Genomic DNA, 22,370 nt, shown 5'->3' with positions numbered 1-22,370 from the left:
GACGCTTCAGTTTAAATGGTGCCGCAAACTTTCTCTGTCAGTTCCGAAGGGAACTGCATCGACAGCATGATGTGTTCGACCATGCTGCGTTTACGACCGGTATTGGTATTGGTGATGACCCAGTACGGCGTGCCGGGTACGTGCTTCGGCTTAGTATGGGTACCGCCTTGTAGCAGCGTGTGTTCATCGCCCGCGAAATAGATGCGCGTGCGGCCCTGCAGCGACGTTGTCGCCTCGGCAAACGCCGCCGTATCCAGACGATAGAGCGTTGACAAGATTAGCATAAAGCGATTAACCGCCCGCTTCTGCTCAGCATATTCATCAGAAAGCAGTAATTCACGCACCGCACGTACACGATCCTGGGGACGCGATTCATTACCCGCCGACTGTGCCGCTTTTGAGGGTGCCGATGCGGCAACAGGCTGCGCGTCAGTCACAGTCGCTGACTGACCGGCCGTGAACTTCAGCATACGGCGCAGAATATCGGATGCACTTTCACCAATATGTTGCGTGTGGCTGGCAATATAACGGTAGAGCTCTTCGTCAACTTCGATCGTTTTCATCTTATTCCGTACGGTTTTTTTGCTCACGACAGAACCAGCGATTTTCTGAAAATCCCGACGTGCTCGCAGGCATTTCAGAAAGGGGGCAGGTTCTAACATGAAGATTATAAAGTTAAATTCAGACAGGCTGATAGCATTCAAACGGTTTATGGGCAAAAGTCAGAATATGTCCTAATGCCGCTGGAAGCAGCGCGCCTGAAAAGGTGAAACCATGATAACCTAAGCTCAGGTCTCACACTTAAGAACTTTGCTATGATTTTGAATGCCCGTCTGCAAACTGAACAATCTCCTGCTGATTCCACGCCTGTCCTGCTTATTCACGGTCTGTTTGGCAGTCTCGATAACCTTGGCATACTGGCCCGTGGGCTTAAAGACGATCGCCCCTTGATTCAGGTTGATGTGCGTAATCATGGGTTATCGCCGCGCGCTGACGAGATGAACTACACTCTCATGGCGCAGGATATGCTGGACACACTGGATGCGCAGGGGATCGCTCAGGTTTCAGTCATCGGTCACTCCATGGGCGGTAAAATTGCCATGACGATGAGCGCACTGGCACCGGAGCGCATAGAACAGATGGTGATGATCGATATCGCCCCGGTTGATTACCAGACACGTCGGCACGATGAGATCTTTGCCGCTATCCGTGCGGTCACGGCGGCGGGCGTCACTTTGCGCAGTGAAGCCGCAGAGGTCATGCGTACGCATATCCATGAAGACGGCGTGATTCAGTTCATCCTGAAATCCTTCAGCAACGGCGAATGGCGTTTTAATGTGCCAGTATTGTGGGACAACTATGCGTTGATCGCCGGCTGGCAAGACGTGCCGGCCTGGCCCCATCCTGCGCTGTTTATTCGCGGTGGCGATTCGCCCTATCTGGATAACCAGTACCGTGATGCGATACTCCGGCAGTTTCCCTCCGCCCATGCGCATGTTATCGGCGGTGCCGGGCACTGGGTGCACGCTGAAAAACCGGATGCGGTTTTACGCAGTATTCGACGCTTTTTTGCACTTTAAAACGGCTTAACTGGCTGTAAAAGTTTAAGATTGGCGTCCGTGGTTAGCCTGGAGTATGATGGCGCGCTAAATTTTTGCCGTGGGGCAACTTACCCGCGGGAAGAGTCAATAATTTAATCTGCGCAGCGGAAACGCCTCGTTCGCGCCCATTCAGTTGTATTAAGTCATGGCAAAAGAACACACTGACCGCACCACGCTCGATCTGTTCGCTAACGAGCGTCGCCCTGGTCGCCCCAAAACCAGTCCGCTCACGCGCGATGAACAACTGCGTATCAACAAACGCAATCAACTGAAACGTGACAAAGGGCGCGGGCTTCGCCGTGTCGAACTCAAAATGAACAGCGACGCGGTGGAAGCGCTGAACATGCTGGCTGAACAGCGTAATCTCAGCCGCAGCGAATTAATTGAACAAATGCTGTTGGCACAGCTCAAACTGGACTAACGCGCGTAAACCGCACACAGAAACAAATGTCGCGGCTTTACACGTTCCGCCCGTTTGCCCGGTCTGCTATTATTTGCTGAATAGGCTTCGGCATTCATTCTATCATCAGGATTTAAGAGGTTATTTTACCCATGGCAATCGTAGGCATCTTCTTTGGCAGCGATACCGGTAACACCGAAAACATTGCAAAAATGATCCAGAAACAACTGGGTAAAGACGTTGCAGAAGTTCACGACATCGCGAAAAGCACTAAAGAAGACTTAGAAGCCTTTGACATCCTGCTGCTGGGCATTCCCACCTGGTACTATGGCGAAGCACAGTGCGACTGGGATGACTTCTTCCCTACTCTGGAAGAGATCGACTTCAACGGTAAGCTGGTTGCGCTGTTTGGCTGTGGCGATCAGGAAGACTACGCAGAATACTTCTGTGACGCCATGGGCACCATTCGTGACATCATCGAACCTAACGGTGCCATCATCGTGGGTCACTGGCCCACCGAGGGCTACCATTTCGAAGCCTCAAAAGGTCTGGCAGACGATAACCATTTCCTTGGCCTGGCCATTGACGAAGATCGTCAGCCAGAGCTGACCAACGAACGCGTTGAGAAATGGGTGAAGCAGATTTTTGATGAGCTGCAGCTGAAAGAAATTATTGAAGCCTGATCGCGCTGAGCTCAGTGTGGACGCAGGTTCACACTGGGCGAATGTCTTTTCCTATAAAAATAATAGCTACATTTTTGTAACTTTCCCCATTTAATCTGTAGAATACCCGCATCGATCATCTGCTTATTTCCCTGGAACTGAGATGACAAAACGCGAAATGCCAGCATCCGCTCTCCATGCCATGTGCAGCGAACATCGCCGCTGGCGCACCGCAGGAGCATCGGTTTTCATTTCAGCGCATCAGTTCTATAATGAGACGCAAATGAGAATGGCGGTCGATCGACATACAGGCTACGTGCCACAAGAGTGACTAAAGTAACAGGACAATATCCGCATGACTGACAACAATACCGCATTAAAGAAGGCTGGCCTGAAAGTCACATTGCCCAGACTTAAAATTCTGGAAGTGCTTCAGGAACCTGCATGCCATCACGTCAGCGCGGAAGATCTGTATAAACGCCTGCTCGACATGGGCGAAGAGATCGGACTGGCCACGGTTTACCGTGTCCTTAACCAGTTCGATGATGCAGGCATCGTAACCCGCCATAACTTTGAAGGCGGTAAATCGGTGTTTGAGCTGACACAGCAGCACCATCACGATCACTTGATCTGTCTGGATTGCGGTAAAGTGATTGAGTTTAGTGATGAATCTATTGAGACGCGTCAGCGTGAGATCGCGACGCGTCACGGTATTAAGCTCACCAACCACAGCCTGTACCTGTACGGTCACTGTGCACTGGGCGACTGCCGTGAAGACGAAACACTGCACGACAAATAACCTCTTTCCGTTTTGAAGTAAAAAAGCCGATGCTTGCATCGGCTTTTTTATGCCTGTCAGTCAGGCCACCAGCGTTTCCTGCAGATAGCGCCAGCGAGGAACAGAGGTGGTGCAATCCAGAATCGCCAGCGAAATACGGCTTTTGTTTTCTCCGTTCATCATTTGCAATTCACGGTACTGAATCGTCACTTCGTTGGCATGCTCTGAAAGAATCACGTGTTCGCTGGTCGCAATGCGCATCCCCTCCCTTGCCCCCTGCAATCGACGAAACAGATCTTCGACCTCATTCAGATTCAGCTGCTTTCCCTGCGGCGTGACCATGCGAAAGTCAGGATGAAAGTGAGAGAGCAGCAGGTGAAAGCTGTCACCACTGTCATAACGATGATTAAAAATATGTTCAATGAGCTGATGCAACACGATAACGCTGTGTTTAGCTTCCTGTGCGAAAACCGTCATTTTTTCCTTTTAAACCCGCAAACTGAGACTTCAGAGGGTTAGCGTACCTGAAAAAAAAGAATTAACATCTGGAAATTTATTAAAAAAATTAAACTGAGAGCGGTTCCACAAAAATAAAATTAATGGCTGTTGAGGTGCGCAGAAGAAATGTCGGCGTTAAAAAAAATATCCATAACAAAAAAGGGCGATAAGTCGCCCTTTTGATTATCCAGTGATGAAAATGACGCGTCGGTTATTCGCCGATTTTCGTCCAGGTATCGCGTAAACCGACGGTACGGTTAAACACTAACTGCGCCGGCGTGGAATACAGGCTGTCGGCACAGAAATAGCCTTCACGCTCGAACTGGTAAGGTGCACTGGCTGCCGCGTCACGCAGGCCTGGCTCAACAAAACCTTGTTTGATTTCCAGCGAATCCGGATTGATTGTGGTCAGAAAATCGTCAGCCGCACCGGGATTGGGCACGCTAAACAGGCGATCGTAGAGACGAAACTCTGCAGGCAGCGCATGTTCAGCAGAAACCCAATGGATAACGCCTTTAACTTTACGGCCGTCAGCCGGATCTTTACTCAGCGTATCCACATCACAGGTGCAATAGATGCAGGTAATGTTGCCCTCTTCATCTTTTGCAACGCGCTCAGCACGGATCACGTAGGCATTACGCAGGCGAACCTCTTTACCCAGAACCAGGCGTTTATATTGCTTGTTCGCCTCTTCACGGAAATCGGCCCGATCGATCCAAATCTCACGGCTGAATGGCACTTCACGTGTACCCATTTCAGGTTTGTTCGGATGGTTAGGCATGCTGAGCACTTCGTTATGACCCGCAGGCAGGTTTTCCAGCACCAGCTTCACCGGCTCCAACACCGCCATCGCACGTGGTGCATTTTCATTGAGATCGTCGCGGATACAGGATTCCAGCGAAGCCATTTCAACAATGTTGTCCTGCTTGGTGATGCCAATACGGCGACAAAATTCACGAATCGAAGCCGCGGTATAACCACGGCGACGCAGGCCGGATACCGTTAACATACGCGGATCGTCCCAGCCTTCCACATGCTTTTCACTGACCAGTTGCGTGAGTTTGCGTTTTGACATCACGGCATATTCCAGATTCAGACGCGAAAATTCGTACTGACGCGGATGAACCGGAATCGTGATGTTATCGAGCACCCAGTCATACAGGCGGCGGTTATCCTGGAATTCCAGCGTACATAGCGAATGCGTAATACCTTCCAGCGCGTCGGAAATACAGTGGGTAAAGTCGTACATCGGGTAGATGCACCACTTGTTGCCGGTTTGATGATGTTCGGCAAACTTAATGCGGTACAGCACCGGATCGCGCATGACGATAAAACTTGAGGCCATGTCGATCTTTGCACGCAGACAGGCTTTGCCTTCTGCAAATTCACCGTTGCGCATCTTTTCAAACAGGGCGAGGTTTTCTTCCACGCTGCGATCGCGGTAAGGGCTGTTTTTGCCCGGTGCGGTTAAGGTGCCACGGTATTCACGGATTTCTTCCGGGGTCAGTTCATCTACGTAGGCCAGGCCTTTGCCAATCAGTTCCACCGCATAGTGGTAAAGCTGATCAAAATAGTCAGATGAATAACGAACGTCGCCGCTCCATGTAAAACCCAACCACTGCACGTCGCGCTTGATGGATTCAACAAATTCCATATCCTCTTTAACCGGATTGGTATCGTCAAAACGCAGATTGCACTCACCTTGATAATCTTGAGCAATTCCAAAATTCAGGCAGATTGATTTAGCATGACCGATGTGCAGATAACCATTTGGCTCTGGCGGGAAACGGGTGTGCACAGTGCTGTGCTTCCCGCTTGCCAGATCCTCGTCAATAATCTGACGAATAAAGTTAGTTGGGCGGGCTTCAGCCTCACTCATCTCAAAATCCTCAACGCGTAGAATGGGTGGTTTATACCACGTAATATCCGGGTATGATCCACAAAGCGTTGCAGAGAAACAACCGTTTGTTGGGCGTTTAAAATAAAAAAGGCAGGAATCGCTTCCTGCCTTTTGTTGTGGATACAGCGAATTAGCCTTTTATTTCATACAGCGGCGTTTCGCCTGCTACGACCTGGCCCTGGGTCAACAGCGTCAAACCCGAGAAGTCTTCGATATTACTGACCACCACCGGACTGATCATCGAGCGGGCATTCGCATTAAGGTAGTCAAGATCCATCTCCAGTACCGGCTGGCCTGCCGTCACCTGAGCGCCCTCTTCCACTAACCGGGTAAAGCCCTGACCGCCGAGCGCAACGGTATCCAGCCCCATGTGCACCACGATTTCTACGCCGTTTTCGCTTTCCAGACAGAAAGCGTGATTGGTGTTGAAGATTTTCACCACCGTGCCCGCAATCGGGGCAACGACGCGCTTATCGCTCGGTTTGATCGCTACACCGTCGCCGACCGCTTTGCTGGCGAAGGCGTCATCCGGTACCGCATCCAACAACACGACTTCGCCGCTCACGGGCGCCACTAAAGTCGCGATAACGCGTTTTTCGCTGTTCAGTACGGCCTGCGGTTTGACGTCGCTGGTCGCTGCTGGCGCGCTGGCGCTACTGGCTGCTGCTGCCGCGACCGGACCTTTCACCAGCACTTTTTTCATGGCCATGGCAATGCTTTCCGCCTGCGTACCCACGATAATCTGGACACTCTGCTTGTTCAGGCGGATTACACCTGATGCGCCAAGGCGTTTTGCCACGCCTTCATTGACCTGGCTGGCATCCTTCACATTCAGGCGCAAACGAGTAATACAGGCATCAATAGCGGTTAAGTTTTCTGAACCGCCCACCGCACCGATATAACGACGCGCCAGCGATTCGGTCGCACTTTCGCCATTATCGGTGGTGTCGACATTCACGTCATAACCATCGGTTTCATCCCCGGCAACCGCCAGCTCACGGCCAGGCGTCATCAGATTGAATTTTTTGATGGTGAAACGGAACACAACGTAATAGATGACGAAGAACACCAGACCTTGCGGAATCAGCATGTACCAGTGGGTTGCCAGTGGGTTCCGGGTAGACAGCACCAAATCCACCAGCCCCGCGCTGAAGCCAAAGCCTGCAATCCAGTGCATGCTGGCCGCAATAAACACGGAAATGCCTGTCAGCACGGCATGAATCACATACAGCACGGGTGCAACGAACATAAAGGAGAATTCCAGCGGCTCGGTAATACCGGTGAAAAACGAGGCGAAGGCCGCAGCCAGCATAATACTCCCGACTTTCACCCGATTTTCAGGACGCGCGCAGTGGTAAATCGCCAGCGCGGCACCAGGCAAACCGAACATCATGATTGGGAAGAAACCTGCCTGATAACGACCGGTGATCCCAGGTATTGCCGTACCATTCGCCAGCGACTGAGCGCCGCCGAGGAACTTAGGAATATCGTTAATCCCTGCCACGTCAAACCAGAAAACGGAGTTCAACGCATGGTGTAAGCCAACCGGAATTAACAGGCGGTTAAAGAAGGCGTAAACCCCCGCGCCCACCGATCCCAGCTTCTGAATGTGCTCACCAAAATTGACCAGACCATTAAAAATTAATGGCCAGATATACATCAGGATGAACGCCACCAGGATCATCAGGAAAGACACAAGGATGGGCACCAGGCGACGACCACTGAAGAACGAGAACGCTTTCGGCAGTTCAACATGGCTAAAGCGGTTATACACTTCCGCCGACAGCACCCCGACCAGAATACCGACAAACTGGTTACTGATTTTACCGAAGGCAGGCGGTACCTCAGCCACCGGTATTTTCTGGATCATCGCCACAGCAGCAGGTGAACACAGCGTGGTGACCACCAGGAAGCCGACAAAGCCAGTGAGCGCGGCCGCGCCGTCTTTGTCTTTTGACATGCCATACGCCACGCCAATCGCGAACAGGACCGACATGTTTTCGATAATCGCACCACCGGACTTGATCAGCAGTGCGGCAAAGGCATTGCCCGCCCCCCAACTGTCCGGATCTATCCAGTAGCCGATCCCCATCAATATTGCTGCAGCAGGCAAAGTGGCGACCGGCACCATTAGCGCCCGCCCCACTCGTTGTAAGTAACTTAACATTGACCCATCCCCCTTTAAACTGACTTTATAGCTTTGCTGCCGCTTAATGTTGTTATGTCAGCAGCAAGCCTCTGACGGCATTACACTCAATGCTGTAGAGTGTAATAATAATTTAATTCGCTTCACAAATTAATAGCTGCTATCTGTGACAATTATCACCAAAAATCGATTTTTAAGGACGTTCTTACTGGCTTTAAAGACCGACTTATTTTATGATGCGAAATATCAAGACGCGCTGATTCCTCTGCCTTTGAGCCTGCCTTTTAGGCTTCACCCACATGTTTACTGCGCGTCAGATCATTAACTCACATTCGAGGTGCAACATGAGACTGATTCCTTTATCCACACCCACGCAGGTCGGCAAATGGGCAGCGCGCCATATTGTGAATCGTATTAATGCGTTTAATCCGAGCGCTGACAAGCCTTTTATCCTGGGATTGCCAACCGGCGGAACCCCACTTGAAGCCTATAAACACCTGATTGACATGCATAAATCGGGCCAGGTTAGCTTTAGACACGTCGTGACCTTCAATATGGATGAGTACGTTGGCTTGCCTAAAGAGCACCCGGAAAGCTACCACAGTTTTATGTACCGTAATTTCTTTGACCACGTTGATATACAACCAGAAAATATCAACCTGCTGAATGGTAATGCGCCAGATATTGACGCAGAATGTCGCCGTTATGAAGACAAAATTCGGACACTGGGTAAAATTCACCTGTTTATGGGTGGCGTTGGCAATGATGGACATATTGCGTTCAATGAACCGGCCTCCTCTCTGTCTTCCCGGACCCGAATCAAAACCCTGACTCACGATACGCGCGTAGCAAATTCGCGCTTTTTCAACGGTGATGTCGATCAGGTGCCAAAGTACGCGCTTACCGTAGGCGTTGGCACGCTGCTGGATGCCGAAGAAGTGATGATCCTGGTCACGGGTCATGTTAAAGCCCAGGCGCTGCAGGCAGCCGTGGAAGGTAATGTCAACCACATGTGGACGATCAGCTGCCTCCAGCTTCATGCTAAATCCGTGGTGGTCTGTGATGAACCCGCCACCATGGAGTTGAAAGTCAAAACGGTGAAATACTTCCGTGAAATGGAAGCGGAAAATATGCAGGGCGTTTAATACAGTCATTACGCCACCTGCGGTTAGACGCATTAACGGCAGGCAAGCCGGGAGAATAAGATGTACGCATTAGTGAACGGCCGTATCTATAGCGGCGATGACATTTTTGATAATCATGCCGTGGTCATCGCTGACGGCAAAATTGAGCGCGTTTGCCCGCTGGCAGCGTTGCCGCCAGGCATTGAACAGCAGGATGTCGGAGGCGCAATTATCGCGCCCGGCTTTATTGATCTGCAGCTCAACGGCTGCGGAGGCGTGCAGTTTAATGACGACATCGATGCCATTAGCGTGGAAACGCTGGAAACCATGCACCGGGCCAACGTTAAGTCCGGTTGCACCAGTTTTCTGCCGACGCTGATTACCAGCAGTGATGAACTGATGGTGCGCGCCGTGGAAACCATGCGCGCCTTTTTGCAGAAATATCCCCACCATCTGCTGGGATTACATCTGGAAGGTCCCTGGCTGAATGTGGTCAAAAAGGGAACGCACAATCCTGCGCTCATCCGTAAGCCAGATCCGCGAATGGTGGATTTCCTGTGTGACAATGCTGATGTGATTAGTAAGGTTACGCTGGCACCGGAAGTTGTCGGAAGCGCCGTGATTCGTCAACTCAGCGAAGCCGGCATTGTGGTTTCAGCGGGCCATTCCAATGCTACCTTTGAAGAAGCCAAGGCGGGTTTTGCTGCCGGTATTCGCTTTGCCACGCACCTTTATAATGCTATGCCGACCTTTGCAGGACGTGAACCCGGCCTTATCGGTGCGCTGTTTGATGCGCCTGATGTATACTGCGGCATTATTGCAGACGGTTTACATGTCCATTACGCTAACGTTCGTAATGCCAAGCGCATCAAGGGTGACAAGCTGGTTCTGGTGACCGATGCCACTGCCCCCGCAGGTGCCGCAATCGATAAATTTATTTTTGCTGGTAAAACAATATATTATCGTGATGGATTATGCGTTGATGAGCATGGCACGCTGAGCGGTTCAGCATTGACCATGATCGAAGCCGTGCAAAACAGCGTTGAGCATGCCGGCATTCCACTGGATGAAGCGCTGCGTATGGCCTCACTTTATCCGGCACGGGCAATGGGCGTAGAAAAGCAGTCAGGCTCCCTTCAGGCAGGAAAAATCGCCAACCTGACCGTCTTTACACGCGACTTTAAAATTATAAAGACGTTAGTCAATGGAGATAACGTCCTGAGCGAGTAAGCACTGAATGACCACTGGCGGCCAGACACAAATTGGAAATGTCGATCTTGTCAAGCAACTGAACAGCGCAGCCGTCTATCGGTTAATCGATCAACAGGGACCGATTTCACGCATTCAGATTGCGGATCTCAGCCAACTCGCTCCCGCCAGCGTGACGAAAATCACTCGCCAGCTTATTGAGCGCGGCCTGATCAAAGAGGTGGAGCAACAGGCATCCACCGGCGGTCGCCGCGCCATTTCCATCGTCACTGAAACCCGTCACTTCCATACCATTGGTGTGCGCCTTGGCCGCAACGATGCGACCTTAACGCTGTTCGATCTGAGCGGTAAATCACTGGCTCAGCAGGATTATCCCCTGCCGCAAACCACGCAGGAAACGCTGGAGCTGGCGCTGTTCGAGGCCATCGCGCATTTTATTCAGCAGAGCGAAGCCAAAATTCGTGAGCTGATCGCCATTTCAGTGATCCTGCCAGGCCTGGTCGATCCCCTTAATGGCGTTATTCGCTATATGCCGCACATTAATGTGGATCAGTGGCCCCTGGTGGCAAACCTGAAAAACCGCTTTAACGTTACCAGCTTTGTTGGGCATGATATCCGCAGTCTGGCGTTGGCTGAGCACTATTTTGGGGCAACGCGTGACTGCGCCGACTCGATATTAGTGCGGCTGCATCGGGGAACCGGCGCGGGGATTATTGCCAATGGACAGATTTTTCTGGGCAGTAATGGCAACGTCGGTGAAATCGGTCATATTCAGGTCGATCCGCTGGGCGAGCGCTGTCATTGCGGTAACTTTGGCTGTCTCGAAACCCTCGCGGCTAACGGCGCCATCGAACACCGCGTCAGAGAGTTGCTGAATAAAGGTTATCCCAGTGTACTGACGCAGGACGCCTGCCAGATGCCACAAATCTGTCAGGCGGCTAATCAGGGCGATGCGCTGGCAAGTGAGGTCATTGAGCATGTCGGTCGCTATCTGGGTAAAGCCATTGCCATTGCCATTAACCTGTTTAATCCGCAAAAAATTGTGTTGGCCGGCGAAATTACTGAAGCTGAACGCGTGTTGCTGCCGGCCATTGAAAGTTGCATTAATACGCAGGCGCTGGCAGCCTTTCGTAAAAATCTGCCTGTGGTGCGTTCTCAACTTGATCATCGCTCCGCCATCGGCGCATTTGCCCTGGCAAAACGGGCGATGTTAAACGGCATTCTGCTGCAACATCTTTTGGAAGACTAAGCGCAGCCTGACGCATAGCTGCGCGCATCGGAACCCATTTATGACGATTAAAAATGTAATTTGTGACATTGATGGCGTGCTGATGCACGACAATACGGCGGTACCCGGCGCGCAGGAGTTTTTGCAGCGCATTCTGGCGAAAGATATGCCATTGGTGGTGCTGACTAATTATCCTTCACAGACGGCGCGCGATTTAGCGAACCGGTTTTCCTCGGCAGGCATTGAAATACCGGATTCGGTGTTTTACACCTCCGCCATGGCTACGGCTGACTTTCTGCGTCGGCAGGAAGGCAAAAAAGCCTATGTGATTGGCGAGGGCGCGCTGGTACACGAGCTGTATAAAGCCGGTTTTACCATCACTGATGTCAACCCGGACTTCGTGATTGTCGGCGAAACCCGCTCATTTAACTGGGATATGATGCATAAGGCGGCCTTCTTCGTGGCAAACGGTGCGCGTTTCATCGCAACGAACCCGGATACCCATGCCCGGGGCTTCGTGCCAGCCTGCGGCGCACTTTGTGCCGGTATTGAGAAAATCTCCGGTCGCAGGCCGTTTTATGTCGGGAAACCCAGCCCCTATATTATGCGTGCCGCGCTGAACAAGATGCAGGCCCATTCAGAGGAAACGGTCATTGTGGGCGATAATCTTCGCACCGATATCCTGGCCGGTTTTCAGGCCGGTCTGGAAACGATTCTGGTGCTTTCAGGGGTTTCTACCCTTACCGATATCGATGCCATGCCTTTCCGCCCTGACTGGATCTTCCCGTCTGTCGCAGATATCGACCTGTTTTAATGCCTTTCTCTTATGACGCACTGGCAAAACAGGCGGTGCGTCTCCCCTTTCTGGCCCGTTAAAGCCATTATCAGCGTTCAAAAAGCGTGCTGAAATTCCATTTCATTGCCGATCCAGCAATAAAAACCTTATTTCATTAGATGAAATTCAATATTAGTCGCTCGCCACCAACATTTTCATCAGCAAAAGACGATTCCTCTTGCATTGAGGGTGGGAAATAACGCATTTTCTTATACATTACGCAGCGACAGGCTGCCGGACAAACGTAAAATTACATCGCCGCAGGTGAGTTCAGGAGTCAGATATGTGTTCTATTTTTGGTGTGCTGGATCTGAAAAGCGATCCCGTTGAGTTACGCAAAAAAGCATTGGAAAGCTCACGTTTGATGCGTCACCGTGGGCCGGACTGGTCAGGCGTTTACGCTGACGATCATGCCATTCTTGCTCATGAGCGCCTCTCAATTGTTGACGTGAACAACGGTGCACAGCCGCTGTATAACGCTGACCACACCCACGTACTGGCAGTGAATGGCGAGATCTATAACCATCAGGCTCTGCGCGCAAAATTAAGCGATCGTTATGCTTTTCAGACCGGTTCAGACTGTGAAGTGATTCTGGCGCTGTATCAGGAGAAAGGCGTCGATTTCCTTGACGAACTGGAAGGCATGTTTGCCTTTATCCTGTATGACAGCGTAAAACGCACCTATCTGATTGGCCGTGACCATATTGGCATCATCCCGCTTTATATGGGCAACGATGAGCACGGTAACCTGTTTGTCGCCTCAGAAATGAAAGCGCTGGTGCCGGTGTGTCGTTCAATCAAAGAATTCCCGCCAGGAAGCTACCTTTCCAGCACCGAGGGTGAAATCCGTCGTTACTGGCAGCGTGACTGGATGGAATACCAGAATATTGAAAACAACGTGACTGATGCAGCCGAGCTGAAACATGCGCTGGAAGAATCCGTAAAAAGCCACCTGATGTCAGATGTGCCTTATGGTGTGCTGCTGTCAGGCGGTCTGGACTCCTCCATCATTTCAGCGGTGACCAAGCGTTTTGCCGCTAAGCGAGTGGAAGATCAGGATAAGAGCGATGCCTGGTGGCCGCAGCTGCACTCCTTTGCCGTCGGCCTGGAAGGCTCACCGGACCTGAAAGCTGCAAAGCTGGTGGCCGAGCATTTAGGTACGGTCCACCATGAAATTCATTTCACGGTGCAGGAAGGCCTTGATGCCATTCGTGACGTGATTTACCACATCGAAACCTATGATGTGACGACGATTCGCGCCTCCACGCCGATGTACCTGATGTCGCGTAAAATCAAAGCGATGGGCATCAAAATGGTGCTGTCAGGCGAAGGTGCTGACGAAGTCTTTGGCGGTTATCTGTACTTCCATAAGGCACCGAACGCGAAAGAGTTCCACGAGGAAAACGTTCGCAAACTGCTGGCCCTGCACATGTTTGACTGCGCACGCGCCAACAAAGCCATGTCGGCCTGGGGCGTTGAAGCCCGCGTGCCTTTCCTGGATAAGAAATTCCTTGATGTGGCTATGCGCATCAACCCACAGGACAAGATGTGCGGCAGTAACGGTAAGATGGAAAAACACATTTTGCGTGAATGCTTCTCGTCCTACCTGCCAGAAAGTGTGGCATGGCGCCAGAAAGAGCAGTTCTCCGACGGCGTTGGCTACAGCTGGATCGACACACTGAAAGAAGTGGCGGCGAAACAGGTCAGTGATCAGCAGTTGGCGACGGCGCACTTCCGTTTCCCACACAACACGCCGGGCTCAAAAGAAGCCTACCTTTATCGCGAAATCTTTGAAGAACTGTTCCCGTTGCCGAGCGCGGCTGAATGCGTCCCGGGCGGCCCGTCTGTTGCCTGTTCATCGGCGAAAGCCATTGAGTGGGATGAGGCATTCAAAAACATGGATGACCCGTCAGGACGCGCCGTAGGCGTGCACCAGTCCGCTTATAAATAAGTGCTATACTGAGTGCGTAATGGGCCGAATACGGCCCATTTTTTTTGTTATTGGCGTTGTATTCACTGAAAAATTGCCGAATAAAGCATCAGCCTGGTTATAAGCCAGACAAACAGGCGTTTGAAGGCAAAAAACGGCAAAAAACTTGTTGACGCTGTGTAGTCAACTCCGCATAATGCGCCCCGCAACGCCGATGAAGGTTGCGCGAAAAAAAGATGGCTACGTAGCTCAGCTGGTTAGAGCACAGCACTCATAATGCTGGGGTCACAGGTTCGATTCCCGTCGTAGCCACCATCTTTTTTCTGCGGGAGTGGCGAAATTGGTAGACGCACCAGATTTAGGTTCTGGCGCCGCAAGGTGTGCGAGTTCAAGTCTCGCCTCCCGCACCATTTCATGATTCGGCAGCATGGATGGGGTATCGCCAAGCGGTAAGGCACCGGTTTTTGATACCGGCATTCCCTGGTTCGAATCCAGGTACCCCAGCCAATTTCGATGAATCTCGTGGCTGCGAGTGGGACGAATGGGATATCGCCAAGCGGTAAGGCACCGGTTTTTGATACCGGCATTCCCTGGTTCGAATCCAGGTATCCCAGCCATCATCGAAAGGCAGTACAATTTGGCTACGTAGCTCAGCTGGTTAGAGCACAGCACTCATAATGCTGGGGTCACAGGTTCGATTCCCGTCGTAGCCACCATTTTTTTGGGGTGTCGCCAAGCGGTAAGGCACTGGTTTCTGATACCAGCATTCCGGGGTTCGAATCCCTGCACCCCAGCCATTTTAAGACAATTTGATTTGACACCATTGGGGTGTCGCCAAGCGGTAAGGCACTGGTTTCTGATACCAGCATTCCGGGGTTCGAATCCCTGCACCCCAGCCAAATTAAACAACAAAGCCCGCTTTTGCGGGCTTTGTTGTTTTTGGCATCTGGCATCTGGCATCTGCTGATACAGCCACGCATCACGTCAGTGCAACGCGTGGCGAGCGCTTACAATCCTAATGCGTATCGTAATACCTGACGCTTCAGCACGCCCGAATGTTCAGCGGCAATCAATCCCAGATTACGTACCAGCTTTAACGGCCCAAGGCGGTTACTGAAGGTAAAATAGAACAGGTCCATCCCGCTCTGCATCAGCAGGTTATCGTTGCGACGCTGGCGCTGATAACGCAGCAGCACCCGTTCCGATGACCAGGCTTCTGCTTTGCCACGCGCGTCAATCAGCACATCCATCAGTGCGTCGATATCCCGATAACCCAGGTTCACGCCCTGCCCTGCTAACGGATTAATGGTGTGCGCGGCATCGCCCACTAAAGCCAGCCCTGGCAAGACATAGCGCAAGGCGTGACGACGGACCAGCGGAAAGCCGCCTGCTGCGTGCGCCTGAAAACGCCCCAGCCGTGCCGGGAAGTGGCTGGCGATCTCTTTTTCCAACTGCGGCATCGGCATGGCCTGCAACTGACGAATGCGTGCAGCAGAGTCATACCACACCAGAGAAGCATGATGACCAAACAGCGGCAGAAAAGCGCGAGGGCCCTGAGGGGTAAAGTGCTGCCAGGTGGCGTCACCCGCAGGATGTTCACAGGTCACACTGATCAGTAAACAGGACTGCGCATAGCGCCAGCCATGAATACCGATGCCGGCCATCTGTCGCACCTGCGAGTTAGCGCCGTCTGCGCCCACCACCAACGCTGCCGTCACCGCGTTCCCATCGCTTAAAGACAACGTCCAGCCGCCATTGCAGGGCTGGAGATCGTCCATGGTCGCCGGACAGAGTAACGTAACCCCGCGCTGCTCCATTTCTTCCCACAGGGCGCGTTGCAACACGTTATTTTCAACCATATAGCCCAGTTCAGGCAGCCCCAGCGACTCGGCGTCAAAGTTCACCTGCGCCGTTTGCCACTCCCAGGTTTCAAGTTTGCGATAAGGCGCACAGCGCATCGCTTCAACACGTTGCCAGACATCCAGTTGCTTCAGGAGTGCCACAGAAGAGGAACCGACAGCGGAGATACGCACATCGGGCAGGCTGTGTGGATCAAAAGGCGGCGGCGTTGCCCGCTCCACGACCGCCACACGGAACTTGTGCTGCATTAGCCCACATGCCAGCGCGGCACCGACCATGCCACCGCCCACAATCACCACATCAAACTGGTTATCCTGCATAACTTGTATCCCTCTCATATGCCGTCACTTTTCAGCGCGGTTGTCTTACTGCAAAGTGTACCGGAAAAATCAGGCACGATCAGAAAAGCCCTCAGGCTGGTCACATCCGCAGCAAAGCATTACAATACGCCCCCAGCACTTCACTGCACTGATTTAATGGCTAGCTCGATGACAAAAAAACTGCATATCAAAACCTGGGGATGTCAGATGAATGAGTACGATTCATCTAAGATGTCTGACCTGCTGAACAGCACGCACGGCTACACCCTGACAGAGGAAGCTGAAGAGGCGGATATTCTGCTGCTCAACACCTGCTCTATCCGCGAGAAAGCGCAGGAGAAGGTTTTCCACCAGTTGGGGCGCTGGAAAAAACTGAAAGAGCACAACCCGGATTTGATCATCGGTGTTGGCGGCTGCGTCGCGTCGCAGGAAGGGGATCATATTCGCCAGCGTGCGCCTTGCGTGGACATTGTCTTTGGTCCACAAACCCTGCACCGTCTGCCCGAAATGATCAACACCGTGCGCGGCAGCAAAAGTCCGGTTGTCGATATCAGCTTCCCGGAAATCGAAAAATTTGACCGTTTGCCTGAACCGCGCGCCGATGGGCCTACCGCGTTTGTCTCCATCATGGAAGGCTGCAACAAATACTGTACTTTCTGCGTGGTGCCTTACACCCGCGGTGAAGAAGTCAGCCGTCCCTCCGACGATATTCTGCTGGAGATCGCGCAGCTTGCCGCGCAGGGCGTACGCGAAGTCAATCTGTTAGGTCAGAACGTTAACGCCTATCGTGGCGCAACCTTCGATGGCGACGTATGCACCTTTGCTGAACTGTTGCGCCTGGTCGCGGCCATTGACGGCATTGACCGTATTCGCTTCACCACCAGCCATCCGATTGAATTCACTGACGACATCATTGAAGTTTATCGCGATACACCAGAGTTGGTGAGCTTCCTTCATCTGCCCGTACAGAGCGGCGCTGACCGTATTCTGACGCTGATGAAGCGCGCCCATACCGCGCTGGAATACAAAGCCATTATCCGTAAACTGCGTGCGGCGCGTCCTGATATTGAAATCAGCTCTGACTTTATCATTGGCTTCCCGGGTGAAACCCAGCAGGACTTTGAGCAAACCATGAAGCTGATTGGCGACATCAACTTTGATATGAGCTACAGCTTTATCTACTCAGCGCGCCCCGGCACGCCAGCGGCGGACTTGCCTGACGACGTCAGCGAAGAAGAGAAGAAGCAGCGTCTCTACATTCTGCAGGAACGCATTAACCAGCAGGCGATGGCGATCAGCCGCCGCATGATGGGCAGCGTGCAGCGGATTCTGGTGGAAGGCATCTCACGTAAAAACGTGATGGAGCTGACAGGCCGGACCGAAAACAACCGCGTGGTGAACTTTGAAGGGTCGGTAGAGATGATTGGCAAATTTGCCGACGTCGAAATCGTGGACGTGTATACCAACTCCTTACGTGGGAAGCTGATTCGCACGGAAGATGAACTCGGTTTACGCGTTGCGGAAAGCCCTGCGTCTGTTATTGCCCGTACCCGTAAAGAAAATGACATCGGCGTCGGGGTCTTCCAGCCCTGATCCCTCGTTATGTGCGGCGGCGCAGCACTGGCTGCCGCACATTCTGCTGTTTTGCACTTGGTTTCTGCCTGTGCCGCCCAAATATCACTTCATACGCTTGCGCCCCGGCGCTACCGCATAAATAATTTCGTTACGATGCATCCGCTTAAGGCGTTTGATGCAGCAGCAAACCCTCTCAACTGGCCCTGAGTGACCCAAAGGATTCGTTTGAATATTGAAACCCGTGAAATCGCCCTTGAACCGGCTGATAACCGCCGTCTGATGAGCCTGTGTGGTCCGTTTGATGACAATGTAAAACAGCTGGAACGTCGTCTTGGCATTGAGATTAATCGCCGCGACAACCAGTTCAAACTGGTTGGTCGGGTGCTGTGTGTGAATGCCGCCGTTGATATCCTGAAAACGCTCTATGTCGATACCGCGCCCGTACGCGGCGCGATCCCGGATATCGAACCTGAACAGATTCATCTGGCCATCAAAGAGAGCCGGGTGCTGGAACAAACAGCGGAAAGCGTGCCGGACTACGGCAAAGCGGTCAACATTAAGACCAAACGTGGCGTGATTAAGCCGCGCACGCCGAATCAGGCACAGTACATCGCGAATATCCTCGACCATGACATTACCTTTGGTGTCGGTCCTGCGGGTACCGGTAAAACCTATCTGGCGGTGGCAGCCGCGGTCGATGCGCTGGAACGGCAGGAGATTCGCCGCATCCTTCTCACGCGCCCTGCCGTAGAAGCGGGTGAGAAACTCGGCTTTCTGCCGGGCGACCTGAGCCAGAAAGTGGACCCGTACTTGCGCCCCCTCTACGACGCCCTGTTTGAGATGCTGGGATTCGAAAAGGTTGAGAAACTGATGGAGCGCAACGTGATTGAAGTGGCTCCGCTGGCTTACATGCGTGGTCGTACGCTGAATGACGCGTTTATTATTCTGGATGAAAGCCAGAACACCACAATCGAACAGATGAAGATGTTTCTGACGCGTATTGGTTTCAACTCTAAAGCGGTCATTACCGGTGACGTGACGCAGATCGACCTGCCGCGCCATACCAAGTCCGGTTTACGCCATGCAATAGAGGTGCTGTCCGAGGTTGAAGAGATCAGCTTCAACTTCTTCCACAGCGAAGACGTCGTGCGTCACCCGGTTGTGGCACGTATTGTTACCGCCTATGAAGCCTGGGAAGAAGCCGATCAAAAACGTCGTGACCAGCAAGCTGAAGAGCGTAAACGCGACGCCCTTGCGGCCCAACACAGCGCCCAGGAGAATTCATGAGCGACGTGATCCTCGATCTGCAACTGGCCTGCGAGCAGACCGATAATTTACCGACGGAAAGTCAGTTTCAACACTGGCTGGAAGCGGCAGTCATGCCCTTTCAGCCGGAAAGTGAAGTGACTATTCGTGTGGTGGATGAATCCGAAAGTCATGAGCTTAATTTGACCTACCGTGGCAAAGACAAGCCGACCAACGTGCTGTCATTTCCCTTCGAAGCCCCGCCCGGCATCGAATTACCGCTGCTAGGCGACCTGATCATTTGTCGTCAGGTGGTTGAGCAGGAAGCGCAGGAACAGGGAAAAACCACAGAAGCCCACTGGGCGCACATGGTGATCCATGGCACGCTGCATCTGTTGGGTTATGATCACATTGAAGACGGCGAAGCCGAAGAGATGGAAGGTATCGAGACAGAGATAATGCTTGCTCTTGGTTATCCTGATCCGTACATTTCGGAGAAAGAAAACACCTGAAGCTGTGATTCAGGCCATCCTGCTGCTGGCGAACAGGCCGGCAGCGTAATTTCCTTACCAGAGAGATCTTTAAAAACCGCCATGAGCGACGACCATTCTCAAAACAGCGATGCACCCAGTAGTAAAAAGGGATTTTTTTCCCTACTAATCAACCAACTGTTCCACGGTGAACCTAAAAACCGTGATGAGCTACTGGGTCTTATCCGTGACTCCAATCAAAAAGACCTGATTGATCAGGATACCCGGGACATGCTCGAGGGCGTGCTGGATATTGCAGAACAGCGCGTGCGGGACATCATGATCCCACGCTCCCAGATGATTACGCTAAAACGAAATCAGAACCTGGAAGAGTGCCTGAGTGTAATTATCGATTCAGCACACTCTCGCTTTCCGGTGATCAGCGAAGACAAAGACCATGTTGAAGGCATCCTGATGGCGAAAGATCTGCTGCCGTTTATGAGCAGTGAATCTGAACCTTTCAGCGTGGAAAAAGTCCTGCGTCCGGCGGTGGTTGTCCCTGAGAGCAAGCGTGTTGATCGCATGCTGAAAGAGTTTCGCTCGCAGCGCTATCATATGGCGATTGTGATTGATGAGTTTGGTGGTGTGTCCGGGCTGGTCACGATTGAAGATATTCTGGAGCTGATCGTTGGCGAAATCGAAGACGAATATGACGATGAAGAAGATCGTGATATCCGTCAGCTTAACCGTCAGACCTATACCGTTCGTGCACTCACGCCGATTGAAGATTTCAACGAAGTGTTTGGCACCCAGTTCAGCGATGATGAAGTGGACACCATTGGCGGGCTGGTCATGCAGGGCTTTGGTCATCTACCGGCGCGTGGCGAAAGCATCGACATCGATGGTTACCAGTTCAAAGTTGCCATGGCTGACAGCCGTCGTATCATCCAGGTTCATGTAAAAATTCCGGAAAATTCGGCGCTACCTCAACTGGATGACGAATAATTTTATGGCATTAGCCTCTCTTTACCAGCGGCAGCGGGTACGTCTGCTGCTGGCTTTACTCAGCGGCGCCTGTGGCACGCTTGCCTTTTCCCCTTATGATTTCTGGCCTGCTGCTCTGCTCTCGCTCTGCGGGTTGCAAATCCTGACCTTAAACCGTACCAGCCCACAAGCCAGCGCCATCGGTTTCAGTTGGGGATTTGGCCTTTTTGGCAGCGGTATCAACTGGGTTTATGTCAGTATTGCTACCTTCGGCGGAATGCCGGGGCCGGTTAACGTATTCCTGGTCGTGCTGCTGGCGGCGTATCTGGCGATTTATCCGGCCCTGTTTGCCGGGGTGCTTAACCGCATTTGGCCACGAACCACCTTGTGGCGGCTGGCACTGGCGGCCCCCGCATTATGGCAGGTCACGGAGTTTTTACGCGGCTGGATATTAACCGGATTTCCGTGGTTACAGTTTGGCTATAGCCAGATCAACGGCCCGTTGAAAGGTATTGCGCCTCTGGCGGGTGTGGAAAGCATCACCTTCCTGATGATGATCGTTGCCGGGTTACTGGTGTACGCCCTGCAGCAGCGCAATATTAAAAGCTTGGTGGGTGCGCTGGCATTACTGGCCCTGTGCTGGCCATTACGCTATCTGCAGTGGTATCAACCGCTGCCAGCGCGGGCAGTCAATGTGGCGCTGGTGCAGGGCGACATTCCTCAGTCAATGAAGTGGGACCCGCAACAGCTGCTGAATACCCTGCGTATTTACAGCGATCTGAGCCAGCCACTAATGGGCAAAGCCCCCATTATTATCTGGCCGGAGTCGGCCATTACCGATCTGGAAAGTAATCAGCAACCTTTCCTGCGTTCGCTGGATAATGAATTACGCGCGCGCGGCAGTTCGCTGGTCACCGGTATCGTGGATTCGCGTCTGGAGCAGAATCGCTACCATGACTACAACACGGTAATCGTTCTGGGCGGACCGAAGCCTTATAACTACTTCAGCACCAACCGCTATCAGAAACACCACCTGGTGCCCTTTGGTGAATTCGTTCCCATGGCTGACCTGCTGCGACCGCTGGCCCCTTTCTTTGATTTGCCGATGTCCGCCTTTAGTCGCGGCGCTTATCTGCAGCCTCAGCTCAACGTGGCAAATTATCATCTGACGACGGCCATTTGCTATGAGATCGTTTTAGGGGAGCAGGTGCGCGCCAATTTCCGTCCGGATACCAACTTTCTGTTAACCGTCTCGAATGATGCCTGGTTTGGTCACTCGATTGGCCCCTGGCAGCATTTCCAGATGGCGCGCATGCGCGCACTTGAACTAGGCAGGCCACTGCTGCGCGGCACGAATAACGGTGTGACTGCCGTGGTGAATGCCGATGGCGATGTGGAGAAAGTTCTGCCGCAGTTCACCCGGGATGTTTTAGTGGACAAGGTAACGCCCACCCGCGGTGAAACCCCCTATTCCAGAGCCGGTATCTGGCCGGTATGGTTAGCCACCCTGTTGGCCGGGCTGATCGCCTTTATCAGGCGTCACCGCTAATTCCCTGTGGCGAAGCGCGGCTTCGCCACATCTTCTCTTCCTGCTCTTCCTGCTTC

19 protein-coding genes and 7 tRNA genes are annotated in these 22,370 nt (G+C 52.4%); 21 read left to right on the top strand and 5 right to left on the bottom strand.

Annotated elements, in window-relative coordinates:
• Positions 1 to 11: 11 nt before the first annotated feature.
• Complete coding sequence (seqA, locus tag FBY13_RS06915) at positions 12 to 563, bottom strand: replication initiation negative regulator SeqA (RefSeq protein WP_063881131.1); 552 nt, start codon at positions 561 to 563, stop codon at positions 12 to 14.
• 252 nt (positions 564 to 815) lie between these two features.
• Between seqA and ybfF the strand changes: the two genes are divergently transcribed.
• The 4 genes from ybfF (at position 816) to fur (ending at position 3,462) form a co-directional block, all read left to right on the top strand.
• A complete protein-coding gene (gene ybfF, locus FBY13_RS06910; RefSeq protein WP_145393801.1) occupies positions 816 to 1,580 on the top strand; it encodes an esterase in 765 nt (254 codons plus the stop codon).
• 166 nt (positions 1,581 to 1,746) lie between these two features.
• Positions 1,747 to 2,022 (top strand): LexA regulated protein, encoded by a 276-nt coding sequence (gene ybfE, locus FBY13_RS06905; protein WP_063878771.1) that lies wholly within the window; start codon positions 1,747 to 1,749, stop codon positions 2,020 to 2,022.
• 131 nt (positions 2,023 to 2,153) lie between these two features.
• A complete protein-coding gene (gene fldA, locus FBY13_RS06900; protein WP_063878770.1) occupies positions 2,154 to 2,684 on the top strand; it encodes a flavodoxin FldA in 531 nt (176 codons plus the stop codon).
• Positions 2,685 to 3,018: 334 nt separating this feature from the next.
• The gene (gene fur / locus FBY13_RS06895) at positions 3,019 to 3,462 is read left to right on the top strand and encodes a ferric iron uptake transcriptional regulator (protein WP_063878769.1); all 444 of its coding nucleotides are present in this window, start codon (positions 3,019 to 3,021) and stop codon (positions 3,460 to 3,462) included.
• Between the two features lie 60 nt (positions 3,463 to 3,522).
• Here the strand turns inward: fur and FBY13_RS06890 are convergent, their stop codons facing one another.
• From FBY13_RS06890 to nagE, 3 genes are all read right to left on the bottom strand, one after another.
• Positions 3,523 to 3,918, bottom strand: coding sequence for a hypothetical protein (locus FBY13_RS06890; RefSeq protein WP_063878768.1), 396 nt, complete (start codon positions 3,916 to 3,918; stop codon positions 3,523 to 3,525).
• A gap of 232 nt (positions 3,919 to 4,150) precedes the next feature.
• Complete coding sequence (glnS, locus tag FBY13_RS06885; RefSeq protein WP_096011903.1) at positions 4,151 to 5,818, bottom strand: glutamine--tRNA ligase; 1,668 nt, start codon at positions 5,816 to 5,818, stop codon at positions 4,151 to 4,153.
• A gap of 151 nt (positions 5,819 to 5,969) precedes the next feature.
• The gene (gene nagE / locus FBY13_RS06880) at positions 5,970 to 8,006 is read right to left on the bottom strand and encodes an N-acetylglucosamine-specific PTS transporter subunit IIBC (RefSeq protein WP_063878766.1); all 2,037 of its coding nucleotides are present in this window, start codon (positions 8,004 to 8,006) and stop codon (positions 5,970 to 5,972) included.
• 323 nt (positions 8,007 to 8,329) lie between these two features.
• Here nagE and nagB point away from each other — a divergent pair, with 323 nt between their 5' ends.
• The 12 genes from nagB to FBY13_RS06820 all read left to right on the top strand — a co-directional run bounded on the left by nagB (position 8,330) and on the right by FBY13_RS06820 (position 15,210).
• The gene (gene nagB / locus FBY13_RS06875) at positions 8,330 to 9,130 is read left to right on the top strand and encodes a glucosamine-6-phosphate deaminase (RefSeq protein WP_063878765.1); all 801 of its coding nucleotides are present in this window, start codon (positions 8,330 to 8,332) and stop codon (positions 9,128 to 9,130) included.
• A gap of 60 nt (positions 9,131 to 9,190) precedes the next feature.
• Entirely contained in the window at positions 9,191 to 10,339 is a 1,149-nt protein-coding gene (gene nagA / locus FBY13_RS06870) for an N-acetylglucosamine-6-phosphate deacetylase (protein ID WP_063878764.1), read from the top strand.
• Between the two features lie 7 nt (positions 10,340 to 10,346).
• A complete protein-coding gene (locus FBY13_RS06865) occupies positions 10,347 to 11,567 on the top strand; it encodes an N-acetylglucosamine repressor (protein ID WP_063878763.1) in 1,221 nt (406 codons plus the stop codon).
• Positions 11,568 to 11,607: 40 nt separating this feature from the next.
• Complete coding sequence (locus FBY13_RS06860) at positions 11,608 to 12,360, top strand: HAD-IIA family hydrolase (RefSeq protein WP_063878762.1); 753 nt, start codon at positions 11,608 to 11,610, stop codon at positions 12,358 to 12,360.
• Between the two features lie 304 nt (positions 12,361 to 12,664).
• Complete coding sequence (asnB, locus tag FBY13_RS06855; protein ID WP_145393800.1) at positions 12,665 to 14,332, top strand: asparagine synthase B; 1,668 nt, start codon at positions 12,665 to 12,667, stop codon at positions 14,330 to 14,332.
• A 217-nt stretch (positions 14,333 to 14,549) separates the two neighbouring features.
• Positions 14,550 to 14,626, top strand: a tRNA-Met gene (locus FBY13_RS06850).
• 10 nt (positions 14,627 to 14,636) lie between these two features.
• A tRNA-Leu gene (locus FBY13_RS06845) sits at positions 14,637 to 14,721 on the top strand.
• Positions 14,722 to 14,743: 22 nt separating this feature from the next.
• Positions 14,744 to 14,818 (top strand) — tRNA-Gln (locus FBY13_RS06840).
• 35 nt (positions 14,819 to 14,853) lie between these two features.
• A tRNA-Gln gene (locus tag FBY13_RS06835) sits at positions 14,854 to 14,928 on the top strand.
• 22 nt (positions 14,929 to 14,950) lie between these two features.
• A tRNA-Met gene (locus FBY13_RS06830) sits at positions 14,951 to 15,027 on the top strand.
• 6 nt (positions 15,028 to 15,033) lie between these two features.
• Positions 15,034 to 15,108, top strand: a tRNA-Gln gene (locus tag FBY13_RS06825).
• Between the two features lie 27 nt (positions 15,109 to 15,135).
• Positions 15,136 to 15,210 (top strand) — tRNA-Gln (locus FBY13_RS06820).
• A 108-nt stretch (positions 15,211 to 15,318) separates the two neighbouring features.
• Here the strand turns inward: FBY13_RS06820 and ubiF are convergent.
• Positions 15,319 to 16,491: a 3-demethoxyubiquinol 3-hydroxylase gene (ubiF, locus tag FBY13_RS06815; RefSeq protein WP_145393799.1), complete on the bottom strand. Its 1,173-nt coding sequence runs from the start codon at positions 16,489 to 16,491 to the stop codon at positions 15,319 to 15,321.
• Between the two features lie 168 nt (positions 16,492 to 16,659).
• Here ubiF and miaB point away from each other — a divergent pair, with 168 nt between their 5' ends.
• The 5 genes from miaB (at position 16,660) to lnt (ending at position 22,314) form a co-directional block, all read left to right on the top strand.
• Positions 16,660 to 18,084 (top strand): tRNA (N6-isopentenyl adenosine(37)-C2)-methylthiotransferase MiaB, encoded by a 1,425-nt coding sequence (gene miaB / locus FBY13_RS06810; protein ID WP_145393798.1) that lies wholly within the window; start codon positions 16,660 to 16,662, stop codon positions 18,082 to 18,084.
• Between the two features lie 207 nt (positions 18,085 to 18,291).
• Positions 18,292 to 19,353, top strand: a complete 1,062-nt coding sequence (locus tag FBY13_RS06805; RefSeq protein ID WP_063878758.1) for a PhoH family protein — start codon at positions 18,292 to 18,294, stop codon at positions 19,351 to 19,353.
• Positions 19,350 to 19,823: an rRNA maturation RNase YbeY gene (gene ybeY, locus FBY13_RS06800; RefSeq protein WP_063878757.1), complete on the top strand. Its 474-nt coding sequence runs from the start codon at positions 19,350 to 19,352 to the stop codon at positions 19,821 to 19,823. The genes FBY13_RS06805 and ybeY overlap by 4 nt, the downstream gene beginning before the upstream one ends.
• Before the next feature lie 81 nt (positions 19,824 to 19,904).
• Positions 19,905 to 20,786 carry a CNNM family magnesium/cobalt transport protein CorC gene (corC, locus tag FBY13_RS06795; protein ID WP_145393797.1) on the top strand — a complete coding sequence of 294 codons (882 nt, stop codon included), beginning with the start codon at positions 19,905 to 19,907 and terminating at the stop codon, positions 20,784 to 20,786.
• Between the two features lie 4 nt (positions 20,787 to 20,790).
• A complete protein-coding gene (gene lnt / locus FBY13_RS06790) occupies positions 20,791 to 22,314 on the top strand; it encodes an apolipoprotein N-acyltransferase (protein WP_109717274.1) in 1,524 nt (507 codons plus the stop codon).
• The last annotated feature ends 56 nt before the right edge of the window (positions 22,315 to 22,370 follow it).

The organism is Pantoea sp. SJZ147 (assembly GCF_007828605.1).
GTDB lineage: Bacteria > Pseudomonadota > Gammaproteobacteria > Enterobacterales > Enterobacteriaceae > Pantoea > Pantoea allii.
Note: the sequence above shows the minus strand (reverse complement) of the source record. Positions and strands in the feature narration are given on the sequence as shown.

Excerpts from the sequence above, each read along its gene's own strand:
- fldA (WP_063878770.1), top strand. The coding sequence starts at position 2,154 with ATGGCAATCGTAGGCATCTTCTTTGGCAGCGATACCGGTAACACCGAA.
- nagA (WP_063878764.1), top strand. The coding sequence starts at position 9,191 with ATGTACGCATTAGTGAACGGCCGTATCTATAGCGGCGATGACATTTTT.
- miaB (WP_145393798.1), top strand. The coding sequence starts at position 16,660 with ATGACAAAAAAACTGCATATCAAAACCTGGGGATGTCAGATGAATGAG.
- seqA (WP_063881131.1), bottom strand. The coding sequence starts at position 563 with ATGAAAACGATCGAAGTTGACGAAGAGCTCTACCGTTATATTGCCAGC.
- asnB (WP_145393800.1), top strand. The coding sequence starts at position 12,665 with ATGTGTTCTATTTTTGGTGTGCTGGATCTGAAAAGCGATCCCGTTGAG.
- ybeY (WP_063878757.1), top strand. The coding sequence starts at position 19,350 with ATGAGCGACGTGATCCTCGATCTGCAACTGGCCTGCGAGCAGACCGAT.
- FBY13_RS06865 (WP_063878763.1), top strand. The coding sequence starts at position 10,347 with ATGACCACTGGCGGCCAGACACAAATTGGAAATGTCGATCTTGTCAAG.
- glnS (WP_096011903.1), bottom strand. The coding sequence starts at position 5,818 with ATGAGTGAGGCTGAAGCCCGCCCAACTAACTTTATTCGTCAGATTATT.
- nagE (WP_063878766.1), bottom strand. The coding sequence starts at position 8,006 with ATGTTAAGTTACTTACAACGAGTGGGGCGGGCGCTAATGGTGCCGGTC.
- ybfF (WP_145393801.1), top strand. The coding sequence starts at position 816 with ATGATTTTGAATGCCCGTCTGCAAACTGAACAATCTCCTGCTGATTCC.
- nagB (WP_063878765.1), top strand. The coding sequence starts at position 8,330 with ATGAGACTGATTCCTTTATCCACACCCACGCAGGTCGGCAAATGGGCA.
- fur (WP_063878769.1), top strand. The coding sequence starts at position 3,019 with ATGACTGACAACAATACCGCATTAAAGAAGGCTGGCCTGAAAGTCACA.
- lnt (WP_109717274.1), top strand. The coding sequence starts at position 20,791 with ATGGCATTAGCCTCTCTTTACCAGCGGCAGCGGGTACGTCTGCTGCTG.
- corC (WP_145393797.1), top strand. The coding sequence starts at position 19,905 with ATGAGCGACGACCATTCTCAAAACAGCGATGCACCCAGTAGTAAAAAG.
- FBY13_RS06890 (WP_063878768.1), bottom strand. The coding sequence starts at position 3,918 with ATGACGGTTTTCGCACAGGAAGCTAAACACAGCGTTATCGTGTTGCAT.
- ubiF (WP_145393799.1), bottom strand. The coding sequence starts at position 16,491 with ATGCAGGATAACCAGTTTGATGTGGTGATTGTGGGCGGTGGCATGGTC.
- ybfE (WP_063878771.1), top strand. The coding sequence starts at position 1,747 with ATGGCAAAAGAACACACTGACCGCACCACGCTCGATCTGTTCGCTAAC.
- FBY13_RS06860 (WP_063878762.1), top strand. The coding sequence starts at position 11,608 with ATGACGATTAAAAATGTAATTTGTGACATTGATGGCGTGCTGATGCAC.